20 protein-coding genes are annotated in these 26,137 nt (G+C 64.6%); 15 read left to right on the top strand and 5 right to left on the bottom strand.

All coding sequences use genetic code 11. The annotated features are described in order from the left end of the window. Positions 1 to 103: 103 nt before the first annotated feature. Together AB4Y81_RS14395 and AB4Y81_RS14390 are read left to right on the top strand one after the other, a co-directional pair. Positions 104 to 970, top strand: coding sequence for a trypsin-like serine peptidase (locus AB4Y81_RS14395; RefSeq protein ID WP_039240648.1), 867 nt, complete (start codon positions 104 to 106; stop codon positions 968 to 970). Between the two features lie 130 nt (positions 971 to 1,100). Beyond that, entirely contained in the window at positions 1,101 to 1,736 is a 636-nt protein-coding gene (locus AB4Y81_RS14390; RefSeq protein WP_079582215.1) for a 4'-phosphopantetheinyl transferase family protein, read from the top strand. Here AB4Y81_RS14390 and AB4Y81_RS14385 read toward each other — a convergent pair. The 4 genes from AB4Y81_RS14385 to AB4Y81_RS14370 all read right to left on the bottom strand — a co-directional run bounded on the left by AB4Y81_RS14385 (position 1,733) and on the right by AB4Y81_RS14370 (position 9,333). Further along, positions 1,733 to 3,070 carry a M1 family metallopeptidase gene (locus AB4Y81_RS14385; RefSeq protein WP_189075781.1) on the bottom strand — a complete coding sequence of 446 codons (1,338 nt, stop codon included), beginning with the start codon at positions 3,068 to 3,070 and terminating at the stop codon, positions 1,733 to 1,735. The two genes, AB4Y81_RS14390 and AB4Y81_RS14385, sit on opposite strands and share 4 nt — an antisense overlap. Before the next feature lie 11 nt (positions 3,071 to 3,081). Continuing rightward, complete coding sequence (locus AB4Y81_RS14380) at positions 3,082 to 7,005, bottom strand: Pls/PosA family non-ribosomal peptide synthetase (protein ID WP_441996168.1); 3,924 nt, start codon at positions 7,003 to 7,005, stop codon at positions 3,082 to 3,084. Between the two features lie 188 nt (positions 7,006 to 7,193). Then, on the bottom strand, positions 7,194 to 8,159 hold the full coding sequence (locus AB4Y81_RS14375) for a quinone oxidoreductase family protein (RefSeq protein ID WP_018779110.1): 966 nt from the start codon (positions 8,157 to 8,159) through the stop codon (positions 7,194 to 7,196). Positions 8,160 to 8,244: 85 nt separating this feature from the next. Beyond that, positions 8,245 to 9,333, bottom strand: a complete 1,089-nt coding sequence (locus tag AB4Y81_RS14370; RefSeq protein WP_018779111.1) for a fatty acid desaturase family protein — start codon at positions 9,331 to 9,333, stop codon at positions 8,245 to 8,247. A gap of 168 nt (positions 9,334 to 9,501) precedes the next feature. Between AB4Y81_RS14370 and argC the strand changes: the two genes are divergently transcribed. The 9 genes from argC (at position 9,502) to AB4Y81_RS14325 (ending at position 19,123) form a co-directional block, all read left to right on the top strand. Beyond that, positions 9,502 to 10,545: an N-acetyl-gamma-glutamyl-phosphate reductase gene (gene argC / locus AB4Y81_RS14365; protein WP_055977881.1), complete on the top strand. Its 1,044-nt coding sequence runs from the start codon at positions 9,502 to 9,504 to the stop codon at positions 10,543 to 10,545. Continuing rightward, positions 10,542 to 11,708 carry a bifunctional glutamate N-acetyltransferase/amino-acid acetyltransferase ArgJ gene (argJ, locus tag AB4Y81_RS14360; RefSeq protein ID WP_039240658.1) on the top strand — a complete coding sequence of 389 codons (1,167 nt, stop codon included), beginning with the start codon at positions 10,542 to 10,544 and terminating at the stop codon, positions 11,706 to 11,708. Before argC ends, argJ begins: the two co-directional genes overlap by 4 nt. 11 nt (positions 11,709 to 11,719) lie before the next feature. Continuing rightward, the gene (gene argB, locus AB4Y81_RS14355) at positions 11,720 to 12,676 is read left to right on the top strand and encodes an acetylglutamate kinase (RefSeq protein ID WP_441996133.1); all 957 of its coding nucleotides are present in this window, start codon (positions 11,720 to 11,722) and stop codon (positions 12,674 to 12,676) included. Further along, entirely contained in the window at positions 12,673 to 14,007 is a 1,335-nt protein-coding gene (locus tag AB4Y81_RS14350) for an acetylornithine transaminase (RefSeq protein WP_018779115.1), read from the top strand. The genes argB and AB4Y81_RS14350 overlap by 4 nt, the downstream gene beginning before the upstream one ends. Beyond that, on the top strand, positions 14,004 to 15,023 hold the full coding sequence (gene argF, locus AB4Y81_RS14345) for an ornithine carbamoyltransferase (RefSeq protein ID WP_193589711.1): 1,020 nt from the start codon (positions 14,004 to 14,006) through the stop codon (positions 15,021 to 15,023). Before AB4Y81_RS14350 ends, argF begins: the two co-directional genes overlap by 4 nt. Next, positions 15,023 to 15,559: an arginine repressor gene (locus AB4Y81_RS14340; RefSeq protein ID WP_039240660.1), complete on the top strand. Its 537-nt coding sequence runs from the start codon at positions 15,023 to 15,025 to the stop codon at positions 15,557 to 15,559. The genes argF and AB4Y81_RS14340 overlap by 1 nt, the downstream gene beginning before the upstream one ends. Positions 15,560 to 15,630: 71 nt before the next feature. Continuing rightward, the gene (locus tag AB4Y81_RS14335) at positions 15,631 to 16,836 is read left to right on the top strand and encodes an argininosuccinate synthase (protein WP_018779118.1); all 1,206 of its coding nucleotides are present in this window, start codon (positions 15,631 to 15,633) and stop codon (positions 16,834 to 16,836) included. Next, the gene (gene argH / locus AB4Y81_RS14330) at positions 16,833 to 18,308 is read left to right on the top strand and encodes an argininosuccinate lyase (protein ID WP_189075777.1); all 1,476 of its coding nucleotides are present in this window, start codon (positions 16,833 to 16,835) and stop codon (positions 18,306 to 18,308) included. Before AB4Y81_RS14335 ends, argH begins: the two co-directional genes overlap by 4 nt. Before the next feature lie 77 nt (positions 18,309 to 18,385). Continuing rightward, positions 18,386 to 19,123, top strand: coding sequence for a maleylpyruvate isomerase family mycothiol-dependent enzyme (locus tag AB4Y81_RS14325; RefSeq protein ID WP_039240664.1), 738 nt, complete (start codon positions 18,386 to 18,388; stop codon positions 19,121 to 19,123). A 242-nt stretch (positions 19,124 to 19,365) separates the two neighbouring features. On the opposite strand, the gene AB4Y81_RS14320 is transcribed toward AB4Y81_RS14325, so the two are convergent. Further along, positions 19,366 to 20,892 carry a DNA-3-methyladenine glycosylase 2 family protein gene (locus tag AB4Y81_RS14320; protein WP_441996132.1) on the bottom strand — a complete coding sequence of 509 codons (1,527 nt, stop codon included), beginning with the start codon at positions 20,890 to 20,892 and terminating at the stop codon, positions 19,366 to 19,368. A 95-nt stretch (positions 20,893 to 20,987) separates the two neighbouring features. Here AB4Y81_RS14320 and AB4Y81_RS14315 point away from each other — a divergent pair, with 95 nt between their 5' ends. From AB4Y81_RS14315 to AB4Y81_RS14300, 4 genes are all read left to right on the top strand, one after another. Then, on the top strand, positions 20,988 to 21,644 hold the full coding sequence (locus tag AB4Y81_RS14315) for a DNA-3-methyladenine glycosylase (protein ID WP_441996167.1): 657 nt from the start codon (positions 20,988 to 20,990) through the stop codon (positions 21,642 to 21,644). A 122-nt stretch (positions 21,645 to 21,766) separates the two neighbouring features. Then, positions 21,767 to 23,995: an ATP-binding domain-containing protein gene (locus tag AB4Y81_RS14310; protein ID WP_275778930.1), complete on the top strand. Its 2,229-nt coding sequence runs from the start codon at positions 21,767 to 21,769 to the stop codon at positions 23,993 to 23,995. 37 nt (positions 23,996 to 24,032) lie between these two features. After that, a complete protein-coding gene (tyrS, locus tag AB4Y81_RS14305; protein WP_431230420.1) occupies positions 24,033 to 25,343 on the top strand; it encodes a tyrosine--tRNA ligase in 1,311 nt (436 codons plus the stop codon). Positions 25,344 to 25,873: 530 nt separating this feature from the next. Then, on the top strand, positions 25,874 to 26,137 hold a 264-nt coding region (locus AB4Y81_RS14300), incomplete at its 3' end, for a hypothetical protein (protein ID WP_441996131.1).

Below are 26,137 nucleotides of genomic sequence, written 5' to 3'. Positions count from 1 at the left end.
ACAGGCTGTTCACATCTGTATGACAGTTTTGTCATACACATGTGAAGCATGTGTATCACATCCCTCGAACGGTTCCACGGGAGCCGTCCTTTGAAAGGTACCCATGAAGAAGCAGAACATTGCTGTGCTTGTCGGGGCTGCAGTTGTGGCTTTGACGTCCTCGCTTGGTGGAGCTGCGGTAGCGTCAGAGCCGACGCCCCAGGCCGCCATTTCCGGGGTGCAGCCTGTGTCGCACACGGTGGACAAGACGCAGACGTCAGGGTCCGCGGCATCTCCGCTGGCCGACAAGTACACGCTGGCGATGCCCTCCAAGGGTGGCGGCGCTTCCACGGACTCAGTCATCGGCGCTGATGGCAGGGTACGGATCACGAACACCACGGCCGCGCCCAACCGCTCGATCGTGCAGATCGAATTCAACGGAGGCTACATCTGCTCCGGCGCCCTCATTTCGGATGACACCGTGCTGACCGCGGGCCACTGCGTGCACGAAGGTGGCACGGGTTCCACGGCGGATTACTCCTGGGGTGTGAAAGTGGCTCCCGGCCGGAACGGATCAACTGATCCTTACGGTACCTGTGGAGCTACCCAGCTCCTGACGGATCAGCGCTGGATTGATTCAGCCAACACCAATGCCGACTGGGGAGTCATCAAGCTCGACTGCACCATCGGCAACACCACCGGCTGGCTGAACTACACCGGAACGACCACCAGCCTGAACGGAACCACCGCGACGGTCCGGGGCTATCCCGGTGACAAGGCCTTCGGCACCATGTGGTCCATGACCGGTTCCATTGACAGCACCCAGGCCGAGAAGGTCTTTTACAAGATGGACACCTACGGCGGCCAGAGTGGCGCACCCGTCTACAACAGCTCCAACACCATCGTGGCCATCCACACCAACGGAGGCAGCTCGAACTCAGGCACGCGCATCACGCCCACCCTGGCGAGCTACCTGAACTCGGTGAAGTAGCGCCGGTGGGTTAACTCAGCAACAGTGTTCCCCGCAGCAATCCTGGCTGCGGGGAACACTGTTGTTTGCCCGGTAAACATCACCACCACGCTACAGTTTGCTGGGGACAAAGCCGCGAAAGGGGGGAGTGATGGACGAGCCTGTACTTGAGTTGCGCAGGCTGGACGAAGTTCCAGCTGCCGAGCGCTTCACACGACTCGGCAAACCCGCCCAGCAACGTGCGCTCCATTTAGCCAACCCCAAGGACCGTGAAGAATTCGTCGCTGGCCGGCTGGCCCTGCTGAATTTTGCCGCCTCGCTTCTCGACGTCGATCCCGTACACCTCGGGCCTGATTATCATTGCCCGCAGTGCGGTCCCGGCCAGGATCACGGCCGCCCCGGCTTCCTTCTCGACGGCGGTCCGGCGCCTCTGCTGCTGAGCGCATCCCGGGCGTCGGGCTGGGTGCTGCTGGCCGGCGTCGTGCATCCAACAGATGGCTCCCGGCTGGGAGTTGATCTGGAAGCGATAGAGGGGGTTGGCTTCGACGGATTCGATGACGTGGCCCTGACTGAAAGCGAGAAGCGTTTCCTGGTGTCCTTCCCGGAACAGGACCAAGCCACGCAGCGGGCCCGGCTCTGGGCACGCAAGGAAGCCTGGCTGAAGATGACAGGCGAGGGCCTGAGGCATAACCCTGCGGAGCTGGATGTGCTGGGCCTGCCCGGTCTGCACGACATCACCCACATGCAACTACCTGACGGACTGGTGGCCGCCCTGGCCCTGGGCTAACGTGCTGCAGGCAGCGGCGGAAGCGCGGCTTCGTACAGCCAGGGCCGGAGAATTCCAGCAGCACCGATCCCCGGAATGAAGGCGTCTGCAGCTGCAATGAACGATTCCGTGGATACTGACCCGTGCCGGTTCGAGGCGGTCCACTCCTGCAGGAAGCCAAAGAACGCTTCATCCCCGGCAGCCATCCGCAGAGCGTGGACGGCCAGCGCCCCGCGCTTGTAGACACGGTCATCGAACATCAGCTCCGGGCCGGGGTCGCCCACCAGCAGGTCCTGCGGCCCGGCATCGAGCCTCTTCCATGCAGCCGATGCCCGCGCCGCAACAGTCATGGTGCCGGATTCCTCGGACCACAACCATTCGGCGTAGCAGGCAAATCCCTCATGAAGCCAAATGTCCTTCCAGTTGCTGACCGTCAGCGAATTCCCAAACCATTGGTGGGAGAGCTCGTGGGCGATCAGCCGCTGGGAATCCCAGGCATCCTTCATGTGGTTTCGGCCGAAAATGGAGACCGTCTGGGCTTCCAACGGAATTTCCAGCTCGTCTTCAGTGACCACCGAGGTGTAGTCCGCGAACGGGTACGGGCCGAAGCAGTCCTCGAATGTCCGCATCATGTCCGGTTGGCGACGCAGGCCCTGAAGGGCGTCCCCGGTCATTTCAGGAGTCACGGCAACGTACTGGGGGACCCGGTGGTGTGCGCCGTCCAACTGCAGCGGCACTTTGGCGTAACGGCCTATTTGAACGGTGGCCAGGTAGGTCGCCATCGGCTCAACCTGCTCGTAGACCCACGTTTCCCGGCTGGATTTGCGGGAATGGGACACGAGCCTGCCGTTGCACACCGGGCGGTAGTTCTCGTCAGTGGTCACGGAAATCAGGAAGCTGGACTTGTATCGGGGGTGGTCATTGCAGGGGAACCATGAGGCCGCGCCGTTGGGCTGGCCGGCCACCAGTACGCCGTCGTTCAGTTCTTCCCAACCCACGTCGCCCCACAACCCGCGCCGTGGTTGCGGATTGCCGTCATAGCGGATCTCCAGGGAAAACTGCTGCCCGGTTTTGAGGGCCGAGGCCGGATTGAGGACCAGGTGCTCGGCACGGTGGCTGAATTTCTGCACCTTCTTGCCGTCCATATGCACCTTCGACGCCCGCAAGCCCACCAGGTCCAGGACAATCTGTGTGCTTGCTTCCAAAGCTGTGCACTTCAGGACCGCTCTGCCCATCAGCTTGTTGCTGCCCAGCCTGACATCGAGCTCCAGCTCGTATCGGTCCACCCGGTAGCGCGTGCTTCCGTGGTCCAGGGTGTAGGGGTCGGGACTGGGGGTGCTGATGGGTGCGGTCATTAGCTCCCAATCTACTTGAGACGGGGAGCTTGTGCTGACGGACCCACCCACGGGCTCACCGGGTTACCCATCCAGTACGTCCCCGCGGGGACGGTTTCGCCGCGCATGACCAACGACGCCGGACCAACAGTCCCGCCGTCACCGATACTGGCCGCGGGGAGGATGACGCCGTGCGGCCCCATCGTGGCCCCATTGCCCAGTGTCACGGTGTCCAGGCTCATGACGCGATCATGGAACAGGTGCGTTTGGACGACGCAACCCCGGTTGACGGTGGAGTTCTCGCCCAAGGTTACGAGGTCGGCTTCGGGCAGCCAATAGCTTTCGCACCACGTGCCGCGGCCAATCTTCGCGCCGAGGCCGCGGAGCCACCACACCAGGGCCGGAGTGCCCGCCGCCGACCTGGCAAACCACGGCGCGCTGACCATTTCGATGAAGGTGTCCACCACCTCGTTGCGCCAAATGAACGAACTCCACAGGGGGTGTTCGCCGGCCCGGATGGTTCCCACCAGAACCCACTTGGCAACAATGGAGCTGAGTGCTGCCACCGCTCCAGCGGCCAGCATCACGATGCCGCACAGCAGGGCGGCAATCCAGTAGCCCCATCCGCGCGCAATCCAGTCCAGGAACACCATGACGGCCACGGCGATGGAAACAGTGAGGATGACGGGCACCAGCCGGCACAGTTCCCACAACGCCCGTGCCAGCTTGAGTTTGAACGGCGGCTTGAAGGTTCGGCTCTGGTCAGCGTCGACGGCGGTGCGGCGCAACCTCACAGGCGGGCTGCCCAGCCACGATGTTCCGGACTTCGCTTTGGCCGGGGTGGCTGACAATACCGCGACGAGGGAATTCTTGGGCACATTGCGTCCGGCAGCGGTCATGCCCGAGTTGCCGAGGAAGGAACGTTTCCCGATCTTGGCCGGGGCAATCTTCATCCAGCCGCCACCGAGTTCGTAGGAAGCCACCATGGTGTCGTCGGCGAGGAACGCGCCGTCGCCGATGGTGGTCATCCTGGGGACCAGCAGCACCGTCGAGGCTTCCACGTTCTTGCCCACTTTGGCTCCCAGCAAGCGCAACCAGACAGGTGTGAACAGGCTGGCGTAGATGGGGAAGAGAAGGTCCCGTGCCATGTCCAGGAGGCGTTCAGTTGCCCACACCTGCCAGCCGATGCGGCTGCGGACGCGGTAATGCGCCTCTTTGAGTCCCACACCCAGGAGCCTGGCCATCAAAAGAATCAGAAGGAGGTTGCCGAGGAACCACACCAGCGCTGCCAACGGTGCGGAGAGGGCGATCCCGGGGAGCGCGGTTTCCAAGGAATCGTGTCCTTGGATGAAGGCGAGGATGACCATGGCACCGGCGAAGGCAGAGATGTAGGGGATCAGGGCGAGCAGGGCCGACGCGCCAGCAAAAGCAAGGAGCCACAGCCGGTCGACCGCCGAACGACGGATCATCGCTTCGGGCCAATCGTGTTTGGCCTTGCCGCGCCGTTCCGCCGGTGAGCCCGCCACCAGGTGGCCGGCCTTGACCTTGCCGAAAACTGCGGAGCCAGGCTCTACGTGGGCCCCGGCGCCGATGCTGGCTCCAGGCATGAGCGTGCTGCGGGAACCCACAACGGCGCCCGCTCCAACATGGACCTGGCCAATGTGGACCGAATCGCCATCCACCCACCAGCCGGACAGGTCCACCTCGGGCTCAATATTGACTCCGCTGCCCAGTGACAGGAGGCCAGTGACGGGCGGAAGCGAGTGAAGGTGCACGTCCCGGCCGATTTTGGCCCCGAGGGCACGCGCATAGTAGGGAACGAATGGGGCGCTGGCCAGCCCGATGGCGCCGGACAGGTCCTGGATCTGTTCGGCCAGCCACAGCCGCAAGTGGGTCTTGCCGGACCTGGGGTAGGTACCGGGCTCGACCCTTCCCAGCAGCAATCGTGCCGCCACCACGGAGATGGCCATGCGTCCCAGTGGGCTGACGAAGATCAGCCAGGACAAGCCGATCCACCACCAGGAAACGACCGGAGCGGCAGAAAAACCGGCGAAGTCAGCCAGCAACTTGTTGGCAGCCATGAGATAGGTCAGCCAACGCATTCCCACCAGGATGTGCAACGGAACGCCCATCAGGACTTGGAAGATCTGCGACTTCAAGGCGGTGGGGCGGACGGTTCGCTCGGCAGCGGGACCCGGGGCGCCGCCGTCGGGAAGTGACTGGCGGGCGGCGTCGATCAGTGCGCCGACGCGCGGTGTCGCGTAAATATCGGCGACGGTAATGGTGGGGTACCTGACGCGAAGGGCTGAGACGAGCTGGGCCGCTGCCAGGGACCCGCCACCATAGGCGAAGAAATCGGCGTCGAGCGAACTCACGGGACTGCCGAGGACCGCTTCCCATTGCTCCACCACCCAGCGGGCGTCATCGGGCAGGTTCAACGGGGCGTTGCTCGCCTCCGTAGCGCCGGCGCCGGCCAGCGGCCAGGGGAGCGCGTGGCGATCCACCTTGCCGCTGGTCTTGGTGGGCAACGAATCCACCACGGTCAGCAAGGGGATCAACGCAGCCGGAAGGCTTTCGCCAAGCAACCTGCGGGCTTCGTCCATGCTCAGCTCGTAACCGTCAACGGGGGCCAGATAGCCCACCAGGATCTGGTTGCCGGCGGCGGTCGTCTGCACGGCAGCAGCCGCACCGGCGACGCCGGGCAAGGACTGCAGCGCTGCATCGACCTCGCCCAGTTCAATCCTGCGGCCGCCGAGTTTGACCTGTTCATCGGCCCGGCCCATGAAGATCAGGCCCTCGGCTTCGAACCGCACCAAGTCACCCGAGCGGTAGGCCCGGTCCCAGCCCAGCGTGGGCATGGGTGCGTACTTCTCGGCGTCCTTGGCGGGATCGAGGTAGCGCGCAAGGCCGACGCCGCCGATGATGAGTTCGCCGATGTCACCTTCGGCGACCGGAACGCCACTGGAATCGACGACGGCGAGGTCCCACCCGTCCAGCGGAAGCCCGATCCGCACGGGGCCGGGTCCGCCCAAGGGAGCGGCGCACGCAACGACGGTGGCTTCCGTGGGGCCGTAGGTGTTCCAGACTTCGCGACCGTCCACAGCGAGCCGCTCGGCGAGCTCCGGAGGGCAGGCTTCGCCACCGAAAATGAGAAGACGTACGTTTTCCAGTGCCTCGGCCKGCCACAGGGCGGCGAGCGTCGGCACTGTGGACACCACGGTGATGCCGTGGTTGATCAGCCAGGGACCGAGGTCCATTCCGGTGCGAACCAGAGCGCGGGGCGCAGGCACCAGACACGCTCCATGGCGCCAGGCCAGCCACATCTCTTCGCACGAGGCGTCGAAGGCCACCGAGAGGCCGGCAAGCACCCGGTCCTGGGGGCCGATGGGTTCGGCCTGGAGGAAGAGCCTGGCTTCGGCGTCCACGAAGGCGGCGGACGAACGGTGCTTGACGGCCACACCCTTGGGAGTGCCGGTGGAGCCCGAAGTGAAAATGATCCACGAATCATCGTCCAGCCCAGGTCTTGCCGGACTGGAGAGAGGTTCGCGCGAAGCATCGGAAAGCCGGACGTCCAGCCCCGCACCGATGACTGCCGCCACTTTGGCCTCCCCGAACACCAAGCGTGCCCGTTCCTCGGGATCGTCGGCGTCGACGGGCACGTAGGCGGCCCCGGCCATCAGGATGCCGAGGATAGCCACGTAGAGCTCATTGGTTCCGGAAGGGATGCGGACACCGATTTTCGCACCAGGGCCCAGACCCGCTGCGTTCAGGGTCCGGGCAAAAGAGCTGACGGCGGCGAGAAGTTCGGTGTAGCTAAGTGACTTGTGGCCGTCGTCCAGCGCTGAGGACTCCGGAAAGGAAGCCGCGGTGGCCTCCAGGATGTCAACGAGGGTACGTTCGGCAGGTGCTGCGGTGCCGCCCGGCAGCTGGGGGCGGTACGTGGTCAGGGCAGGCATCTGCCCGGCCCCCACGGAATGTTCTGTGCTCACGGGGTCAGCTTTTCGCAGGAAGGTGAACAAAAGATGTCGGTGGCTTCTTGCCCGTCACAGTCCGTTGCTGCGATGTTCGCCGGAACGTCACCGGGAGTTTGGGGCCGGGCGCTGCCCCTACGGGACAAGCCGGTCGTCATGGGACAAGCCGGCCGTCACGGGACCAGAAGGACCTTGCCGGTGGTCCGGCGTCCCTCCAGGTCCCTGTGGGCCTGGGCCGCTTCGGCCAGGGGGTACGTGGCGCCGACCCTGACAGCAAGAGTGCCGTTGGCTGCGGCGTCGAAAATTTCGGCCGAGCGCCACCGGCGTTCCTGGGCATTCTGTACAAAGTGCGCCATGGTGGGCCTGGTGAGTGTCAACGAGCCTGCCGCGTTCAACCGCTGTGGATCAAACGGCGGCACCGGTCCCGAGGCTGCGCCGAACAGCACCATGGCCCCACGGATCCGCAGGCTTCTCAGAGAGTCATCGAAGGTGTCCTTGCCAACGCCGTCGTAGACGACGTTGACGCCCTCGCCGTCGGTGAGTTCACGGACCTTGTCGGCGAAGCCCTCATAGCGAAGGACGTCATCAGCCCCGGCGAGAGTGGACAGATCGGCCTTCTCGTCGGAGGACACGGTGGTGATGACCCGGGCCCCGCGGGCCTTCAGCAGTTGGGTCAACAGCAGACCTACTCCGCCGGCTCCGGCGTGCAGAAGCACCGTGTGGCCGGGCTCAACCCGGAAAGAGGAGTTCATCAGGTAGTGGGCCGTTATTCCCTGCAGCGGCAGGGCGGCGGCGGTGTGGTCATCGACGCCGGCAGGAACCGGGAGCGCCCTGGCGGCGTCCACCAGGGCGTACTCCGCGTAGGTCCTGGTTCCCTCGGCCGTGGCAATGCGGTCGCCGATGGCAAACTCTTCAACGCCCTCGCCTACCGCCTCCACCACGCCTGCTGCTTCAGCGCCGGGGGTGAAAGGGTAGTCCACCTTGTAGGTGCCATTGCGCTGGTAGGTCTCGATGAAGTTGACCCCGGCAGCTGCGACTTTGATCAGCAGCTGCCCGGGGCCCGGTGCCGGTACTTCGACGGAAGCGAACTCGAGGACCTCCGGTCCTCCGGGCTGCTGTGCAACGATTGCGTGCGTCATGGTGGCTCCTTACTCCGGGGCGGACCTTCCGGTGCCCGGTTCCAGAACCCATCCTAGGGAGGTTGGGGCCTCCCGTGTCGAACGCCTAGAAGCGTCCGTGCGTCGATGCCACGGGGCAATCGAATCCGCGGCCCGCTGCCAGGCCGACTTCGTTCAGGTACCGGACCACGATGCCGTAGGACTGCATCAGCGTGGTTTCGGTGTAGGAGATCGAATGCTTGGCGCAGAATTCGCGGACGATCTTTGTGGCCTTGTACAAGTGGGGGCGGGCCATGTCCGGGAACAAGTGGTGCTCCACCTGCCGGTTGAGTCCGCCCAGGAGGAAGTCCATGAAGATGCCGCCGGAGATGTTGCGCGAGGTCAGGATCTGACGGTTGAGGAAGTCCACGCGGCTGTCCTTGGGGAGGACGGGCATGCCCTTGTGGTTCGGCGCAAACGAAGCTCCCATGTAGAAGCCGTAGACCATGATCTGGACACCGAGGAAGGCAAAAGCCATCCCGATGGGCAGGAAGGTGAAAGCCAGTACGGGAAGGGCCGTGAGCCTTGCCAGCAGGATGGGTGCCTCTACCCAGCGGTGACGTACGTTCTGCTTGCCGAGCACGAAACGAAGCGAGTCGAACTGAAGGCTCAGGCCAAGCAACGTCAGGAGGGGGAAGAAGAACCACCCCTGCTTCTTGGTGAGGAACGCCAGGCGGCCCTTGCGTTCTGCCGCTGCATCCTCGTAGAAGACCAAGGCGTTGTTCCGGATGTCGGGGTCCTTGGAAATGACGTTGGGGTGGTTGTGGTGGGCGCCGTGTTTCTGTTCCCACCAGGAGTAGCTGATGCCGGCAATGCCTGTGGCCAGGAGACGGGCTGACCAATCGTTGGCGCGGCGTGAAGCGAAGATCTGCTTATGTCCGGCCTCATGGGCCAGGAAGCTGAGCTGCGTGCAGAGAATACCGACTGCGGCGGCGATGAGGAGTTGGTACCAGGACTCGCCCAAGAGGGCGAAGCCGAGCCAGGTGCCGGCCATGAGCAGTATCAGGGCTACGAAAACCCAGATATAGAAGCCGCTGCGGCGCTCAAGGAGCCCTGCGGACTTGACGGTCTTGAGGAGCTCTGAGTAGCTCTGAACGACGGGATTTGGCTGAATTGCGCGTGCTTTGGGGCGCTCAGCGGTGGACGTGGGTGCCATATATGTGCCCCGTATCGCTAACGGGCAACGCTGCAGCCGACGTTCGGACTGCACGGTCTGGATCACCCTCCACTAAGCATACGCGCAATGTCCTAACAAATGTGACAGCTCACATTGGGCATGCATAAATATCGGACAGCATGAATATTCTTGCTGTATAGTGGAGTTATGACTATTTCTGTTGCCGTCTCCGGTGCCAGCGGCTACGCCGGGGGAGAAGTGCTGCGCTTGCTTGCGGGCCATCCGAACGTCACCATCGGTGCCATTACCGCACACAGCAACGCCGGTTCCAGACTAGGGGAGTTGCAGCCACATCTCCACGGTTTGGCCAGCCGGATACTGGAAGACACCACGGTGGAGAACCTCTCCGGCCATGACGTTGTGTTCCTGGCCCTGCCGCACGGCACCTCTGCCGGGATCGCGGCACAGTTGCCGGAAGGCACTGTAGTCATCGACGCCGGCGCGGACCACCGCTTGCAGGACGCCTCAGCGTGGGAGAAGTTTTACGGCTCCGAACATGCGGGCACCTGGCCGTACGGCCTGCCCGAACTGCCGGGCCAGCGCGAGGTTCTCAAGGGCGCAACCAGGATCGCCGTGCCTGGCTGCTATCCGACGTCGGCCCTGCTGGCCTTGACGCCAGGGTTCGCCAACAATCTCCTCCAGCCGGACGACGTCGTGATTGTTTCCGCCTCAGGTACCTCGGGTGCCGGCAAAGCGGCCAAGGTCAACCTGATCGGCTCGGAGGTCATGGGTTCCATGAGCCCCTACGGCGTGGGTGGCGGTCATCGCCACACGCCTGAGATCGAACAGGGACTGTCCAATGCAGCAGGGGAATCCGTGACAGTGTCGTTCACCCCTACGCTCGCTCCGATGAGCCGCGGCATCCTCACCACTGCTACAGCGAAAGTGCGGCTGCAGGATGGTCGCAGTGTTACTGAAGCCGAGCTTCGCCAGGCGTGGGCGGATGCCTACGACGACGAACCGTTCGTGCACCTGCTGCCCGAGGGCCAGTGGCCAACCACCAAGTCGGTGCAGGGTTCCAACCACGCCGTCATGCAGCTGGCGTTCGACCAGCACACCGGCCGTGTCATCGTCACCTGCGCCATCGACAACCTCACCAAGGGGACAGCCGGCGGAGCCGTGCAGTCCATGAACATTGCCCTCGGCCTGGACGAAACAGCCGGCCTGAACCTGCAGGGAGTTGCACCGTGACCATTACCGCACCCAAGGGATTCCGGGCCGCCGGCATCACAGCAGGCATCAAAGCCTCAGGCAAGCCGGATCTGGCACTCGTCGTCAACGATGGTCCGTCCAAGGCGGCCGCCGCGGTTTTCACCTCCAACCGGGTGGCAGCTGCCCCTGTTCACTGGTCCCGCCAAGTTGTCAGCGATGGCCGCGTGGATGCCGTAGTGCTGAACTCCGGCGGTGCCAACGCCTGCACCGGTCCGCAGGGCTTCCAGAACACCCACGCAACCGCTGAGAAAGTGGCGGCGGTGCTGGGAATCTCAGCTTCCGACGTCGTGGTGTGCTCCACCGGGCTGATCGGCGAGCAGCTGCCCATGGACAAAATCATCCCGGGTGTCGAAGCCGCCGCCAAGGAGCTCTCCGAGGACGGTGGCGCAGCCGCGGCAACCGCCATCATGACCACGGACAGCGTCTCCAAGGAAGCTGTCTTCGCGGGTAAGGATGCAGAAGGCAAGCCGTTCACCGTCGGCGGTATCGCCAAGGGTGCGGGGATGCTGGCTCCAGGCCTGGCCACCATGCTGGTGGTCCTTACCACCGACGCTGAAGTACCTGCGAACGAGCTCGACGTAGTGCTCCGGGACGCCACGCGCGTCACGTTCGACCGTGCAGACTCGGATGGCTGCATGTCCACGAACGACACCGTGGTGCTGCTCGCTTCAGGTGCTTCCGAGGCCCTGCCGTCGGCAGAGCAACTCAGCGAAGCGGTAACCGCCGTCTGCGCTGAGCTTGCCCGCAAGCTGATCGGCGACGCCGAAGGTGCCAGCCACGACATCGCCATCCGCACCTTCAATGCCGCCAGCGAACGTGACGCTGAAACCGTCAGCCGCTCCGTGGCCCGCTCCAACCTCTTCAAAGCGGCCATCTTCGGCAAAGACCCCAACTGGGGACGCGTGCTGTCCGCCGTAGGAACCACCGACGCTGTGTTCGAAGCGGACCAGCTCAACGTCGCCATGAACGGCATCCAGATCTGCCGCAACGGTGCGATCGGTGATGACCGGAACCTGGTGGACCTCGAACCGCGCGAAGTGCTCGTGGAAATTGATCTCCAGGCCGGCGACGCCGAAGCGACTATTTGGACCAATGACCTCACGCACGACTACGTGCACGAGAACAGCGCCTACTCGAGCTGAGCGGAATGACGATGACTGCGCACACCCGCGAGAAGACTGCACCGGGCTACGTCTCGGCCGAATCAGCACAGGACAAGGCTGGCACGCTGATCGAGGCACTGCCTTGGATCCAGCGTTTCGCCGGCACCACCATGGTGATCAAGTACGGCGGAAACGCCATGGTCAACGATGACCTTCGGCGTGCCTTCGCCGAGGACATCGTGTTCCTCCACCACGTAGGTATCCACCCGGTGGTGGTCCACGGCGGAGGTCCCCAGATCAACTCCATGCTGGGCCGGCTCGGCATCGAGTCCGAGTTCAAAGGCGGCCTGCGCGTCACCACCCCCGAAGCCATGGACGTTGTCCGCATGGTCCTCACGGGCCAGGTAGGACGCGAACTCGTTGGCCTCATCAACTCCCACGGCCCGTACGCGGTGGGCATGTCCGGCGAAGACGGTGGACTGCTGCGCGCCGTCCGGACCGGCACCGTGGTGGACGGCGAGGAAGTCGACCTCGGCCTGGTGGGCGAAGTCGTCGGCGTGGACCCCGCCGGTATCAAGGACATCCTCGACGCCGGCCGCATCCCCGTGATTTCTACGGTCGCCCCCGAGATCACTGAGGAAGGCAACGGTTTCCAGACCACAGGCCAGGTCCTCAACGTCAACGCGGACACCGCCGCAGCCGCGGTAGCGTCAGCCTTGGGCGCCACCAAGCTGGTCATCCTCACCGACGTCGAAGGCCTCTACGCCAACTGGCCGGACAAGTCCTCGCTGATCTCCTCCCTGACGGCCTCCGAACTCCGTGAAATGCTGCCCCGCCTCGAGTCCGGAATGATCCCGAAGATGGCCGCGTGCCTGAAGGCCATCGACGAAGGCGTGGAACGCGCACACATCGTCGACGGCCGCCTGCCGCACTCGATGCTGCTGGAAACCTTTACGACGGCGGGCATCGGCACCCAAGTTGTCCCCGACGAGGAAGTGAACGCATGAGCGAAACTGTTGGCCTCAGCCCGACCGGCGATGGACCCCCCGCCCGCTTCGCGGTGCCCGACCACACCCGGGGGTCCATCGCCGGATCGGACGCCAAAGCTTCCGTCATTACTGGAGTGAGTAATGGCGCGGACTGGCTTGCCCGGTACTCGTCGTCGCTCATGGGTGTCTTCGGGACCCCGCAGCGGGTTCTTGTCCGTGGCGCCGGCTGCCTTGTGTGGGACGCCGACGGCAAGGAATACCTGGACCTCCTGGGCGGTATCGCCGTGAACGCGCTGGGCCACGCCCACCCGTTCGTCACCTCGGTGATTTCCAGCCAGTTGGCCACGCTGGGCCATGTCTCCAACTTCTTCACCAGCCCCACCCAGATTGCCCTTGCCGAGAAGCTGCTGTCCCTGAGCAAGGCACCGGCCGGGTCCAAGGTGTTCTTCGCGAACTCCGGCACGGAAGCGAACGAGGCGGCCTTCAAGCTCGCGCGGCGGAACAACGCCGACGGCAAGCGCACCAAGATCATTGCCCTTGAAGGCGCCTTCCACGGCCGCACCATGGGTGCTTTGGCGCTCACTGCCAAAGAGGCCTACCGTGCGCCCTTCGAGCCACTGCCCGGTGGCGTGGTCCACATTCCGTTCAACGACATCGACGCCTTGCGCGCCGCCGTCGACGATTCCACCGCGGCCGTATTCCTGGAACCGATCCAGGGCGAAGCGGGCGTCCGGCCCCTCAGTACCGAATACCTGCGGGCTGCCCGTGAGGCCACCAGCGCCGCGGGCGCGCTGCTGATCCTGGACGAAGTCCAAACAGGCATCGGCCGCACCGGCAAATGGTTGGCAAGCGAAGACGCGGGCATCGTGCCCGACGCCGTGACCCTCGCCAAGGGACTCGGTGGCGGCTTCCCCGTAGGAGCTCTGGTCACGTTCGGCAGTACGACGTCGGCTCTGCTCACCGCCGGGCAGCACGGCACCACTTTCGGCGGAAACCCCGTGGCCACCGCCGCCGCGCTTGCCACGCTTCACGCGATCGAAAGCCAGGGTGTCCTGCAGAATGTGCTCGCTGTTGGAGCGCACCTGCGCGACGGCCTCGCCGCACATGAGGCTGTGACCGAAGTCCGCGGAGAAGGCCTTCTCATCGGCTTTGACGTGGACGCCGACGTAGCACCGGCCATGGTGACAGCGGCCCTGGATGCCGGATTCATTATCAACAGCCCCGGCCCGCGGACCATCCGCCTGGCGCCCCCGCTGATCCTGACCATCGAACAGGCAGACCGGTTCCTGACCGCCCTGCCGGCATTGATCTCCACGGCCAAGGCCACGACTTCCAAGGACAACAAGTGAGCATTTCCACCCGTCACTTCCTCAAAGACACCGACCTGAGCCCGGCTGAGCAGGCCGAGGTTCTGGAACTCGCAGCCCGGATGAAGGCCGCGCCGTACAGCGTGCAGCCCTTCGCCGGGGAAGGCAACGGCCGGAAGACGGTCGCGGTGATCTTCGACAAGACGTCCACCCGGACACGTGTCTCCTTCGCCACGGGCATCGCCGACATGGGTGGCAACGCCTTGATCATCAATCCCGGTGAAGCGCAGATCGGTCACAAGGAATCCGTGGAGGACACCGCGAAGGTCCTGGAGCGCATGGTCTCCACCATTGTGTGGCGCACCGGAGCCCACTCGGGCCTGGTGGCCATGGCGGAAAACTCCAAGGTCCCCGTCATCAACGCCCTGTGCGACGACTACCACCCGTGCCAGCTCCTTGCCGACCTCCTGGCCGTCAAGGAACACAAGGGGGAGCTCGCAGGATTGACCATGGCCTACTTGGGTGATGCTGCGAACAACATGGCCAACTCCTACCTCCTGGCGGGAGTTACCGCGGGAATGCACGTCCGCATCTCCGGTCCCGAAGGCTACCTCCCGGCACCGGAAATCGTCGCGGCCGCGGAAGAGCGCGCCGCTGAAACCGGTGGTTCCGTCCTGATCACCAGCGATGCCGCCGAAGCCCTCAAAGGTGCAGATGTCGTGGCAACGGACACCTGGGTGTCCATGGGCCAGGAAGCGGAGAAGGAAGCACGCCTGCAACTGTTCCGCGACTACTCCGTGGACGAGGCTGCCATGGCGCAGGCCGCGCCGGACGCCGTCGTCCTCCACTGCCTCCCGGCATACCGCGGTTACGAGATTTCGGCCGGCGTCATTGACGGACCGCAGTCCATCGTCTGGGATGAGGCAGAGAACCGGCTCCACGCCCAGAAGGCCCTCATGGCCTGGCTGATGCACCGCTCCGGACTTGCGTTCGTTGAGGGCCTTTCTCCCGTCGAAGGCACCTCTGCCCTGGAGAGCACTGGGGAGAGCACGTTCTAGTGTCCGCCAACCCGTCCGTGCCGGGCGCAAGCCCGGCCACCAAGACCGCCCGGCAGGCCCGCATCACTGCGATCCTGACGGGTGAGTCCGTGCGCTCCCAAGCAGAGCTTGCAGCCCTGCTCGCGGACGACGGCGTGCAGGTCACCCAGGCCACACTGTCCCGCGACCTCGTGGAACTGGGCGCGGTGCGCGTCCGCGGCAAGGATGGAGCATTGGTCTACGCCGTGCCGGGGGAGGGCGGCGACCGCAACGCCAAGAGCGGGGTCACCCAGGAAATTCTCGACGCGCGGCTGACCCGGCTCTGCGGCGAACTCCTGGTAACCGCCGAGGCATCGGGCAACATCGTGGTGCTCCGCACCCCGCCGGGGGCAGCGAACTTCCTGGCACTGGCCGTTGACCACTCCGTGATGCCGTCGGTATTGGGTACGATCGCAGGCGACGATACTTTGCTGCTGGTCGCACGGGATCCCGATGGCGGGGCAGAGCTAGCGGCCAGATTCCTGCGGATGGCCGAGGAAGCCGGCCCCGGCAACTAACTGCTTTACACCGCACTGATTCACACAGCATTTGATTCGAATGAACCAAGCAACAACAAAGGAGCACTCTCGTGACTGAGCGCATTGTTCTGGCCTACTCCGGTGGCCTTGATACGTCCGTAGCCATCGGCTGGATCGGTGAAGCCACCGGTGCCGAGGTCATCGCCGTGGCCGTTGACGTCGGACAGGGTGGCGAGTCCCTGGAGACCATCCGCCAGCGCGCCCTCGGCTGCGGCGCCGTCGAGGCCTACGTCGCGGACGCCCGCGACGAGTTCGCCAACGAGTACGCCATGCCGACGCTGAAGGCCAACGCGCTCTACCAGGGACACTACCCGCTGGTTTCGGCGATCTCCCGTCCGGTCATCGTGAAGCACCTGGTGAAGGCTGCCCGCGAATTCGGCGCCACCACCGTTGCCCACGGCTGCACCGGCAAGGGCAACGACCAGGTCCGCTTCGAAGTCGGCATCCAGACCCTCGGCCCGGACCTGAAGTGCATCGCACCCGTCCGCGACCTCGCACTGACCCGCGACAAGGCCATCGCCTTCGCTGAGGAAAAGGGCCTGCCGATCGAGACCACCAAGAAGAACCCGTACTCGATCGACCAGAACGTCTGGGGACGCGCCGTCGAAACCGGTTACCTCGAGGACATCTGGAACGCTCCCACCAAGGACATCTACGACTACACCGCCACCCCGGAATTCCCGCCGGCACCGGACGAGGTCACCATTTCCTTCCAGGCCGGCGTGCCGGTAGCCATCGACGGCGTCAAGGTCACCCCGCTGCAGGCCATCCAGGAACTCAACCGCCGTGCGGGCGCGCAGGGCGTTGGCCGCATCGACGTCGTCGAGGACCGCCTTGTGGGCATCAAGTCCCGCGAAATCTACGAAGCCCCGGGTGCCATGGCGCTGATCACCGCGCACAAGCACCTCGAGGACATCACCATCGAGCGCGAGCAGGCCCGCTTCAAGGCCACCGTTGGCCAGCGCTGGGCAGAACTCGTGTACGACGGACAGTGGTTCTCCCCGCTCAAGCGCTCCCTGGACGCCTTCATCGAGGACACCCAGAAGTACGTCTCCGGTGACATCCGCATGGTCCTCCACGGCGGCCAGGCAGTCGTCAACGGACGTCGCTCCGAGACCTCGCTTTACGACTTCGACCTCGCCACCTACGACACCGGCGACACCTTCGACCAGTCCATGGCACGCGGCTTCATCGAGCTGTGGGGCATGTCCTCGAAGGTAGCATCCGGCCGCGACCTCCGCGTCGCAGGCGAGTGACGCCGCAGCAGGGCCCCGGGACGCAGGGGTCCCCGGCCGAGCGTAGCGAGGTAGGGGAGCGTTCAGGGACAAATGAAGGTGCACTGTGGGGCGGCCGGTTCGCCGGCGGCCCCGCGGATGCGCTGGCCGCACTGAGCAAGTCCACCCACTTTGATTGGCGGCTTGCCCGTTACGACATCGCCGGTTCCAAGGCCCACGCCCGCGTGCTGGCCAAGGCCGGACTGTTGGACGACGCCGAGCTCGAAGGCATGCTCGCAGCCCTCACGCAGTTGGACGAAGACGTCGCGAGCGGCGCCTATCTCCCGGCCGAGAGCGACGAGGACGTGCACGGGTCACTGGAACGCGGGCTGATTGAGCGTGCCGGGACCCAGTTGGGCGGCAAGCTCCGCGCCGGCCGTTCACGCAACGACCAAGTGGCCACCCTTGGCCGCATGTTCCTGCGGGACCACGCCCGGATCATCGCCCAGGGTGTCCTTGCCACCATCGATGCCCTCGTTGAGCAGGCAAAGGCACACCATGGTGTCGCCATGCCTGGCCGTACCCACTTGCAGCATGCCCAGCCGGTTCTCCTGAGCCACCACCTGCTGGCCCATGCCTGGGCTTTGCTGCGTGATGTGCAGCGGCTCCAGGACTGGGACAAGCGCGCCGGTGTTTCGCCATATGGTTCCGGTGCCTTGGCTGGTTCGTCCCTTGGGTTGGATCCTGAGGCTGTTGCCGCGGACCTCGGTTTCTTCTCGGCCGTGCACAACTCGATCGACGGCACTGCTTCACGTGATGTCTTTGCCGAGTTCGCCTGGGTTTGCTCCATGATTGGCGTTGACCTGTCCCGGATTTCCGAGGAAGTCATTTTCTGGGCCACCAAGGAGTTCTCCTTCGTCACGCTGCATGACTCGTACTCCACGGGGTCCTCGATCATGCCGCAGAAGAAGAACCCGGATGTTGCCGAGCTCGCGCGCGGCAAGGCGGGACGCCTCATCGGCAACCTGACCGGCCTCCTCGCGACGCTCAAGGGCCTGCCGCTCGCGTACAACCGCGATCTGCAGGAAGACAAGGAGCCGGTCTTCGACGCCGCAGACACCCTGGAGCTCTTGCTCCCGGCCGTGTCCGGCATGATCGCCACGCTCACGTTCAACACCGAGCGGATGGAATCACTGGCACCCCAGGGCTTTGCGCTGGCGACCGATATCGCCGAATGGCTGGTCCGCCAGGGCGTTCCGTTCCGCGAGGCGCACGAGCTCTCCGGGGCAGCGGTGAAGCAGGCCGAAGGCCGGGGCGTGGAACTGTGGGATCTCACGGACGAAGAGTACGCAGCCATTTCGGAGCACCTGACGCCCGAGGTCCGCTCTGTGCTGAGCACCGAAGGTTCCCTCAACAGCCGCAACTCGCAAGGCGGAACCGCGCCGGCCGCCGTCGAACGCCAACTGGCTGCTTTGGAAGCTGAACTGGACGCAGCGCGCTCCTACGCGTTGTAACCCTCGTCCGCCGGGAGCGGGACGGTGCCTGAAGGCGCCGTCCCGCTCTTCGTTTACCTCTGCGTTAGCATGGCGATATGACCCGGATCACCCCAGAGACGCTGCCCGCAGAGCTTCACAAAGCCGCCGGCACCGTCACCCGACTCCTTGCCAAAATGGACGACGCGTCCGTAGCCGAACCCTCGGAACTTCCCGGTTGGACCCGCGGACACGTCCTTGCCCATATCAGGGGCATTGCCGACGCGATGGCACGCCAGCTCGAATATGCACGCCGTGGAGAAACCATCGAACTGTACGACGGCGGCATGGAGGGACGCACCAAGGCAATCGAGCTTGCCGCCGGTCACAGCCTTGCGCAGCACACGGAGTCCGTCACCGCTGCGCTGGATTCCGCCCTCGCCGCATTCGACGCCTTGGGTCCTGACGACTGGCAAGCCCGGATTGCCTATCGGGACGGAACAGTCCTCGACGGCGGCCTGGCGCTGTGGCGCGAACTCACCATCCATGCCGCGGACCTGCGTCTCGGATTCGGACCGGAGACCTGGAGCCGCCCGTTCTGCGAACACCTTGTGGGTTTCCTGGCCGCGCGCGTGCCCGGGAAATACAAGCTGGTCCTGCAGCCTACCGGCCTTCCGCAGCTGAGCATCGGCAGCGGTGGCACGTCGATTGCGATCACCGGCATGCTGACGGACATCGCAGCCTGGTTGGCGGGTCGCGAACCGAGCCTCGGCAGCCTCCGGGCAACTGCGGCCGCCGACGGCGTCGAACTGCCCGAACTTCTGCCCTGGCCGGCCGCCCAACCCGCTGCCCGCTAGTCCACCGACGCTTCTTCACGTTCCGTGTGTTTGGTCCAGACGCTTCCTCACGTTCCGTGTGTTTGGTGCGGTCGCTTCCTCACGTTCCGTGTGTTTGGTGCGGTCGCTTGCTCACGTTCCGTGTGTTTGGTGTGGTCGCTTGCTCACGTTCCGCGTGTTTGGTCCAGACGCTTCCTCACGTTCCGCGTGTTTGGTGCGGACGCTTACTCACGCCCAGTCGACTCAACAGCGCGACGCCGGCACTAGGCGTGGGTGCCGACGCCGGCTGCCGTGCGGGAGGGATGGACCGCAACGGGCTTTGCCGCCGCACGCCACAAATGCATGGTGGCGTAGGAGCGCCAAGGGCTGACTTCCCGGAAGTCGGCACTGAGTCCCGCCCCTGACGGAAGGACCTTCAAGCCGTTCCGGACCGCAGCATCGTTGGCCAGCAGAATGTCCGGAGCGCCGAGCACGCGCATCGCGACGTATCCCACGGTCCACGGCCCCACCCCGGGCAAGGGGAGCAGCTTGCGTCCAAGGCTTTCGACGTCGTCGCCGTAGTCGAAATCAAGTGTCCCGGTAGCCATGGCCTCCGCAGCTGACACGATGGAGTCGATGCGACGCCGGGGTCCCCGGAGCAGGGCCCGGCCGTGCTCGGCGAGTTCTGCCGCCGTCGGAAACAGTCGATCCAAACCCGGTCCGCCCACACCGGCGGGGGAGCCGGCGTCCGACAACTGCGTGAGGGCCGTACGGGCGGCGGCGACGGTGATCTGTTGGCCGATCATCGCCCGGATCAGTAGTTCCTGGGGATCCACCGCGCCGGGAACCCGGATACCGGGAATGGCCGGGATTCTGCCGGACAGACGGGGGTCTATGGCAAGGGCGTCATCGATCGCCTGCGGATCGGCGTCGAGGTCGAACAGTCTCCGGACCCGGCTCAACAGTGCGGGGAGGTCGTGGAGATCCAGGGCGTTGACCGTCAATTGCAGGGGCTTTCCACGGGATTCGGGGTTGAAGGAGACAGAGAAGGATGCGTTGCCTCGAGGCAGGCGCAGGGTGCGTGCGTAGCTCCGGGTTCCGTCCGCCGAGGTGTCCGCAGACTCGATGCCGGGAACTGCGCGTACTGCCAGGAAGTCGAAGATTCCGGGGTCGAACGGTTCCCTATAGGGCAGGATCAGTGTCAGCGCCGAGGGCGTGGCCTCCGAAACCCCGGCACCACGGCGCAGGCCGGTCTTCGCCCCGGTTGCGCGTAACGCCGTCGGGGTCATGGCGAACACTTCACCGATGGTGTCGTTGAATTGGCGCACGCTGTTGAACCCGGAAGCGAATGCGACATCTGCCAGAAGCATGTCCGTAGAGACCAACAGGGCCCTGGCCGTCTGCGCTCGGCTTGCCCGTGCAAGGGAGAGCGGGCTCGCGCCCAATTCATGGCTGAGGATGCGGTTGAGATGGCGGGCTGAGTACCCCAATCGGTGCGCCAGGCCATCGACGCCTTCGCGGGTTATGACGCCGTCGTTGATCAATCGCATGGCGCGGCCGGCGATATCGGACCGGAGGTTCCACGCGGGCGTCCCGGGAACCGCTTCGGGCAGGCATCGCTTGCAGGCCCGGTAGCCGGCCTCGTGCGCTGCCGCTGATGTTTCATAGAACGTGACGTTCTCGGCCTTGGGTGTCCGGGCGGGACAGGATGGCCGGCAATAGATGCCGGTGGACCTGACGGCTGTGAAGAATTGACCGTCGAACCGGGTGTCGCGGGCGTCGATTGCCCGATAGCGCTGCCAGAAGTCCATGGCTTCATCCTGCCAGCCGCCCCGGGTCGGTGCTAGCGGAAATCGGACATGTCCGTTACGGGGGTTGTTGCTAGGGTCTGGTCATGAGTTCGTCCATGGAGAATGGTGTCACCGACCCGGCGGAAGTGCGTAGCTTCCTTGAGGGCGACCCCCGTGTGATCGCCCCGCTGATCCTTGGCGCTGTACTGACCCACAACTCGGAAGCGGGCCCGGTTTCCGTCCGCCTGACGGAAGTCGAGGCCTATATGGGTCCCAAGGATTCCGAACACCCCGACCCCGGTTCGCACACCTTCGGCGGCCCCACGGCCCGGAACGCGCCCATGTTTGGACCGCCGGGATTTCTCTACGTCTACTTCACCTATGGCATGCACTATTGCGCCAACATCGTCTGCGGACCCGACGGCTCACCCTCGGCTTTGCTCCTGCGGGCGGGAGAAATCGTCGACGGCGAAGGCCTCGCCGCCGTCCGACGACCGGCCTCGAAAGCACATAAGGACCTGGCCAGCGGACCAGCCAGGCTCGCCTCCGCACTGGGACTGACGACGTCGGACACCGGCCGTGACGCGCTCGCGGAACCCTTCAGCTTGTGGTTGCCTGCGGTTCCGGCGGCGGCAGTGGCGAGCGGTCCCCGCGTTGGAGTGGCGGGACCGGGCGGCACCACCGAATACCCATGGCGTTTCTGGATTGAGGATGACCCGACTGTGTCCAGGTACAAGGCGGCGCGGCCCAGAAAAAGGCCTGCATCCGGGTAACTTTCCCCTCCGGCAGTACGACTTTCCTGTGACGCAGTCCGAGGTATGACTTGTACCCCACGCGTTTACCAAAATCGCTGTAGAATGGTAGGTCTGTCTTTTGCGATAGGGGTTACGGTTCGATGCACGACGCTGATTTGGTCCACGAGCAGGAATACGTTGCCGGGCTTTACGCCCGGCTCGATGAGCTGCGCGCTGAAAAGCGCGCCCAGCTGGCGCAGGTGCGCAAGGCAGGCGCGGTGGGAACCATGCAGAACGTCTCAGAGCGTGACGCGTTCGCTGCCCTGTACGAGGACCGCCTTGCCCAGCTCGACGCCGTCGACGACCGCTTGGTCTTCGGCCGCCTCGACCTGGATTCCGGAGAGGCGCAGTACATCGGTCGCATCGGCCTGTCCACGGCCGACCTCCAGCGGCTCATGGTCGACTGGCGTGCGCCCGAAGCCGGCCACTTCTATCAGGCGACCGCGTTCGACCGCCAAGGTGTGCGCCGCCGTCGTCACCTGATCCTTCAGGGACGCGACGTCAAGGCGATCGAAGATGACGTCCTGGACGCGGGGATGCTGGCCGACAACGACTCCCTCCAAGGCGAAGGCGCGCTGCTGGCCGCGCTGAATTCGAAGCGTACGGGCCGGATGTCGGACATCGTGGGCACCATCCAGTCCGAACAGGACAGGATCATCCGTTCCTCCATTTCAGGGGCGCTTGTTGTTCAAGGTGGTCCCGGTACGGGTAAGACCGCTGTTGCCCTGCACCGCGCGGCCTACCTGCTCTACACGCACCGCGACCGGCTCAAGAGCGCCGGCGTCCTGCTGGTGGGACCGTCGTCGTCGTTCATGCACTACATCGAACGCGTGCTCCCGTCCCTCGGTGAAACAGGGGTGGTCATGGCCAGCCTCGGCCGCCTGATGCCCGGCATCAACGCCGTCCCCGAGGAAAACGCCGACGTCGCTGCCCTCAAGGGCAAGCTCGACATGGCCAAGGTGGTGGCCAACGCTGTGGCGAACCGGCAACGGACACCTGCCGAGGACCGCATCCTGGAAGTCGATTCACGGAAGCTGACGCTCACCGTGCGCCAAGTGCGCCGTGCCCGCGAAAAGGCTCGCGCCACCGGCAAGCCCCACAACGAAGCACGCCTGACGTTCGTCAAGATTCTCCTGCGCGAGCTCACCGAACAGCTGACGGACCTCGTCGAGGAATCGAACATCGGCAACAACGCCGATCGCGCCTACCTTGCCGAGGACGTTCGCTCTGCCAGGGACGTCCGGATCGCGTTGAACTTGTGCTGGATGCCGATGACGCCGGAGAAGCTCATCTCGGAACTCTTCAGCAAGCCCGCCATCCTCGAAGCGTGCACGCCGCACCTGACGCCCGAACAGCGTTCCTTGCTCCAGCGGCCTGTCGACGCGCCGTGGACCGAAGCAGACGTTCCGCTCCTGGATGAGGCCGCCGAACTTCTGGGCGAGCTGGATCCGGCAGCCGGCAGGGGATTGGCCCAGCAGGAAGCGGACCGCGCTCGTGACCTTGCCAATGCCAAGCAGACCCTGGCCAACATGGAAGCCATGGGCGTCGACGTCCTGGTCACGGCCGAAGAGCTCGCGGAGCAAAACCAAGAGCGCGAAGGCCGGTTGACCGCTGCCGAGCGCGCCACGAGCGACAGGTCGTGGGCCTTCGGCCACATCGTAGTTGACGAGGCCCAGGAGCTCTCACCCATGCAGTGGCGCCTGTTGGTGCGCCGCTGCCCGTTGAAGTCCTTCACCATCGTGGGCGACATCGCCCAGACGAGTGCCGCAGCCGGTGCCAATTCATGGCAGAGCGCATTGGCGCCGTCGTTCGGTGACCGCTGGACGCTGGAGGAATTGACGGTCAACTACCGCACGCCGTCACAGATCGCAGAAGCTGCCGTCCGCATGGCCAACCGGGCCGGGCTGGTGGTCTCAGCCCCGAAGGCGGTGCGCGAGGGCAAGTGGTCACCCATCGTTGACCGCGTGGAGCCGGACGGTATTGTGCAGCGACTGGTGGACGTCCTGCCGGAGGAAGTGGAAGCGATCGACGGCGGCCTGCTGGCCGTCATTGCCGACGGTCCCTTGCTGCCGCAGGCAACCGCGGCCTTGAAAGAGGTCTACGGACGCCGTATCGGTGCCGGAGCAGGCAGCTACGAACAGGACATCGTGGTCATCAGCCCCAAGGAAGCGAAGGGGCTGGAATTCGACGGCGTTGTGGTCCTTGAGCCGGCCGCGATGCTCAACCACGAGCACGGCAAGGTAGGCGACCTCTACGTTGCCATGACCCGGGCCACGCAGCGTCTGCGCCTCATCGCGGCCGCGCCGGTGCCTGCCGGTATCGAGCGCTAGGCAAAACCGTCCCCGCAACCCTGCTAACTTAGATCTCGTGTCACACGTAAACAACCTCGAGTCCCAGCACAACGATCCCGCCTTTGCCAACATCTGGCAGGAACTTACTTGGCGCGGCCTGGTCCACGTTTCCACTGATGAAACGGAACTGGAAAAACTGCTCGCCGGGGACCCGATCACGTATTACTGTGGCTTCGATCCCACGGCGCCGTCACTGCACTTGGGCAACTTGGTGCAGTTGCTGCTGATGCGTCGCCTGCAGTTGGCCGGCCACAAACCCCTCGGTTTGGTGGGCGGTTCCACCGGCCTGATCGGCGACCCGCGTCCGACGGCGGAGCGTACCTTGAACACCAAGGACACCGTGGCCGAGTGGGTGGGTTACCTGCAGGGCCAGGTTCGCCGCTTCCTCAGCTTTGAGGGTGACAACGCTGCCCGCATGGTCAACAACCTTGACTGGACTGCGCCCCTGAGTGCCATCGACTTCCTCCGGGAAATCGGCAAGCACTTCCGCGTGGGCACCATGCTCCGCAAGGACGCTGTTGCCTCGCGCCTGAATTCCGACGAGGGCATCAGCTACACCGAGTTCAGCTACCAGATCCTGCAGGGCATGGACTACCTCCAGCTCTTCCGCGACTACAACTGCGTCCTGCAGACCGGCGGTTCGGACCAGTGGGGCAACCTCACCAGCGGAACCGAGCTCATCCGCAAGGTGGAGGGCAAGAGCGTGCACGCCCTGGGTACGCCGTTGATCACCAACTCCGACGGCACCAAGTTCGGCAAGAGCGAAGGCAATGCTGTCTGGCTTGACCCGGACATGTGCAGCCCGTACACCTTCTACCAGTTCTGGCTGAACACGGCGGACGCTGATGTCGTGGATCGCCTCAAGGTGTTCACCTTCCTCTCGCGTGCCGAGATCGAAGCGTTGGGCGAAGCCGTGGCGGAACGCCCGTTTGCCCGCGAAGGCCAGAAGAAGCTTGCCTACGAAGTGACGTCGTTGGTCCACGGAGTCGACGCCACGGAGAAGGTCATCGCTGCCTCCGCTGCCCTTTTCGGGAACGGCGACCTCACGGTTCTGGACGAGCGCACCCTGGAGGCGGCCACTGCGGAACTTCCTTCAGCGACGATCAACGCTGACGGCCTCGGCATCATCGATCTCCTGGTTGCGTCCGGACTTTCCGAGAGCAAGTCGGCTGCCCGACGGACAGTTGGCGAAGGTGGTGCGTACGTGAACAACACCAAGGTGTCCGATCCCGACGCCGTCATTACCCAGGACGAACTCCTTCACGGCCGTTACTTGCTGCTCCGCCGGGGCAAGAAGAACCTGGCCACGATCGAGGTCTCGGCCTAGGTTCCTTGGCAACCCAGCTCTGAAAGGGCCGGCGACCGTTATGGTTGCCGGCCCTTTTTGTGGTTAAGCGCGGGTTGTTCAGTTCCTCAGGCCGGTGGGGCCTGTCGGGGAGAGGTGGCTGTCGCGGAGACGTGGCTGTCGGGGAGGGGTGGCTGTCGCGGAGGGGGCGGTCATCCTCTGCGCGCTCGGTCGTTCCTCCCTTGGACGCGCGCTGCCGGATAACCGCCCCCTCTTTCCGACGCTCGCTCACGTTCCACGGGTTTGGTTGTGACGCTTGCTCACATCCCTAGGGTTTGACCCTGACGCTCGCTCACTTCCCGAGGGTTTGGTTGCGACGCTTGCTCACGTTCCGAGGGTTTCAGGCCGACGCTTGCTCACATCCCTAGGGTTTGGGCCGGTCGCTTGCTCACGTTCCGAGGGTTTCAGGCCGACGCTTGCTCACATCCCTAGGGTTTGGGCCGGTCGCTTGCTCACGTTCCGTGGGTTTGGTTGTGATCCTTGCTCACGTTCCGCGGGTTTGGGTCGGTCGCTTGCTCATTTTCTTCGATGCTCTCTCACTTTGGTGGGGGAGCGTTGTTGTTTTGGTGTCGGGTGTCGTCTTTGGGGGTTCGACGGCGGTTGTTGGGTTGGGTGCGTGGGTTTCCGGGGTTGTGATGGGGTTCACGGTGGTTGTTTTGGTGGGTTTGGGGGTGGTTTGTTGGGTTGGTGGGGTTGTTTGGGTTGTGTTTGCGGGGTTTTTGGGTGGTGTTGGGGTGGATTTGGTGTGGGGGTGGGGCGCGTGTAAAGTTATTCGA

Origin of the sequence: Paenarthrobacter sp. TAF1 (genome assembly GCF_052113825.1) — a bacterium.
GTDB lineage: Bacteria > Actinomycetota > Actinomycetes > Actinomycetales > Micrococcaceae > Arthrobacter > Arthrobacter nicotinovorans.
This window is presented reverse-complemented; position numbering and strand designations above follow the sequence as displayed.

What these genes read in the sequence shown, in the direction of transcription:
- AB4Y81_RS14310 (WP_275778930.1), top strand. Translation starts at nt 21,767, where the DNA reads ATGCACGACGCTGATTTGGTCCACGAGCAGGAATACGTTGCCGGGCTT.
- argC (WP_055977881.1), top strand. Translation starts at nt 9,502, where the DNA reads ATGACTATTTCTGTTGCCGTCTCCGGTGCCAGCGGCTACGCCGGGGGA.
- AB4Y81_RS14390 (WP_079582215.1), top strand. Translation starts at nt 1,101, where the DNA reads ATGGACGAGCCTGTACTTGAGTTGCGCAGGCTGGACGAAGTTCCAGCT.
- AB4Y81_RS14320 (WP_441996132.1), bottom strand. Translation starts at nt 20,892, where the DNA reads ATGGACTTCTGGCAGCGCTATCGGGCAATCGACGCCCGCGACACCCGG.
- AB4Y81_RS14385 (WP_189075781.1), bottom strand. Translation starts at nt 3,070, where the DNA reads ATGACCGCACCCATCAGCACCCCCAGTCCCGACCCCTACACCCTGGAC.
- AB4Y81_RS14325 (WP_039240664.1), top strand. Translation starts at nt 18,386, where the DNA reads ATGACCCGGATCACCCCAGAGACGCTGCCCGCAGAGCTTCACAAAGCC.
- AB4Y81_RS14315 (WP_441996167.1), top strand. Translation starts at nt 20,988, where the DNA reads ATGGAGAATGGTGTCACCGACCCGGCGGAAGTGCGTAGCTTCCTTGAG.
- AB4Y81_RS14350 (WP_018779115.1), top strand. Translation starts at nt 12,673, where the DNA reads ATGAGCGAAACTGTTGGCCTCAGCCCGACCGGCGATGGACCCCCCGCC.
- argB (WP_441996133.1), top strand. Translation starts at nt 11,720, where the DNA reads ATGACTGCGCACACCCGCGAGAAGACTGCACCGGGCTACGTCTCGGCC.
- AB4Y81_RS14395 (WP_039240648.1), top strand. Translation starts at nt 104, where the DNA reads ATGAAGAAGCAGAACATTGCTGTGCTTGTCGGGGCTGCAGTTGTGGCT.
- AB4Y81_RS14370 (WP_018779111.1), bottom strand. Translation starts at nt 9,333, where the DNA reads ATGGCACCCACGTCCACCGCTGAGCGCCCCAAAGCACGCGCAATTCAG.
- AB4Y81_RS14375 (WP_018779110.1), bottom strand. Translation starts at nt 8,159, where the DNA reads ATGACGCACGCAATCGTTGCACAGCAGCCCGGAGGACCGGAGGTCCTC.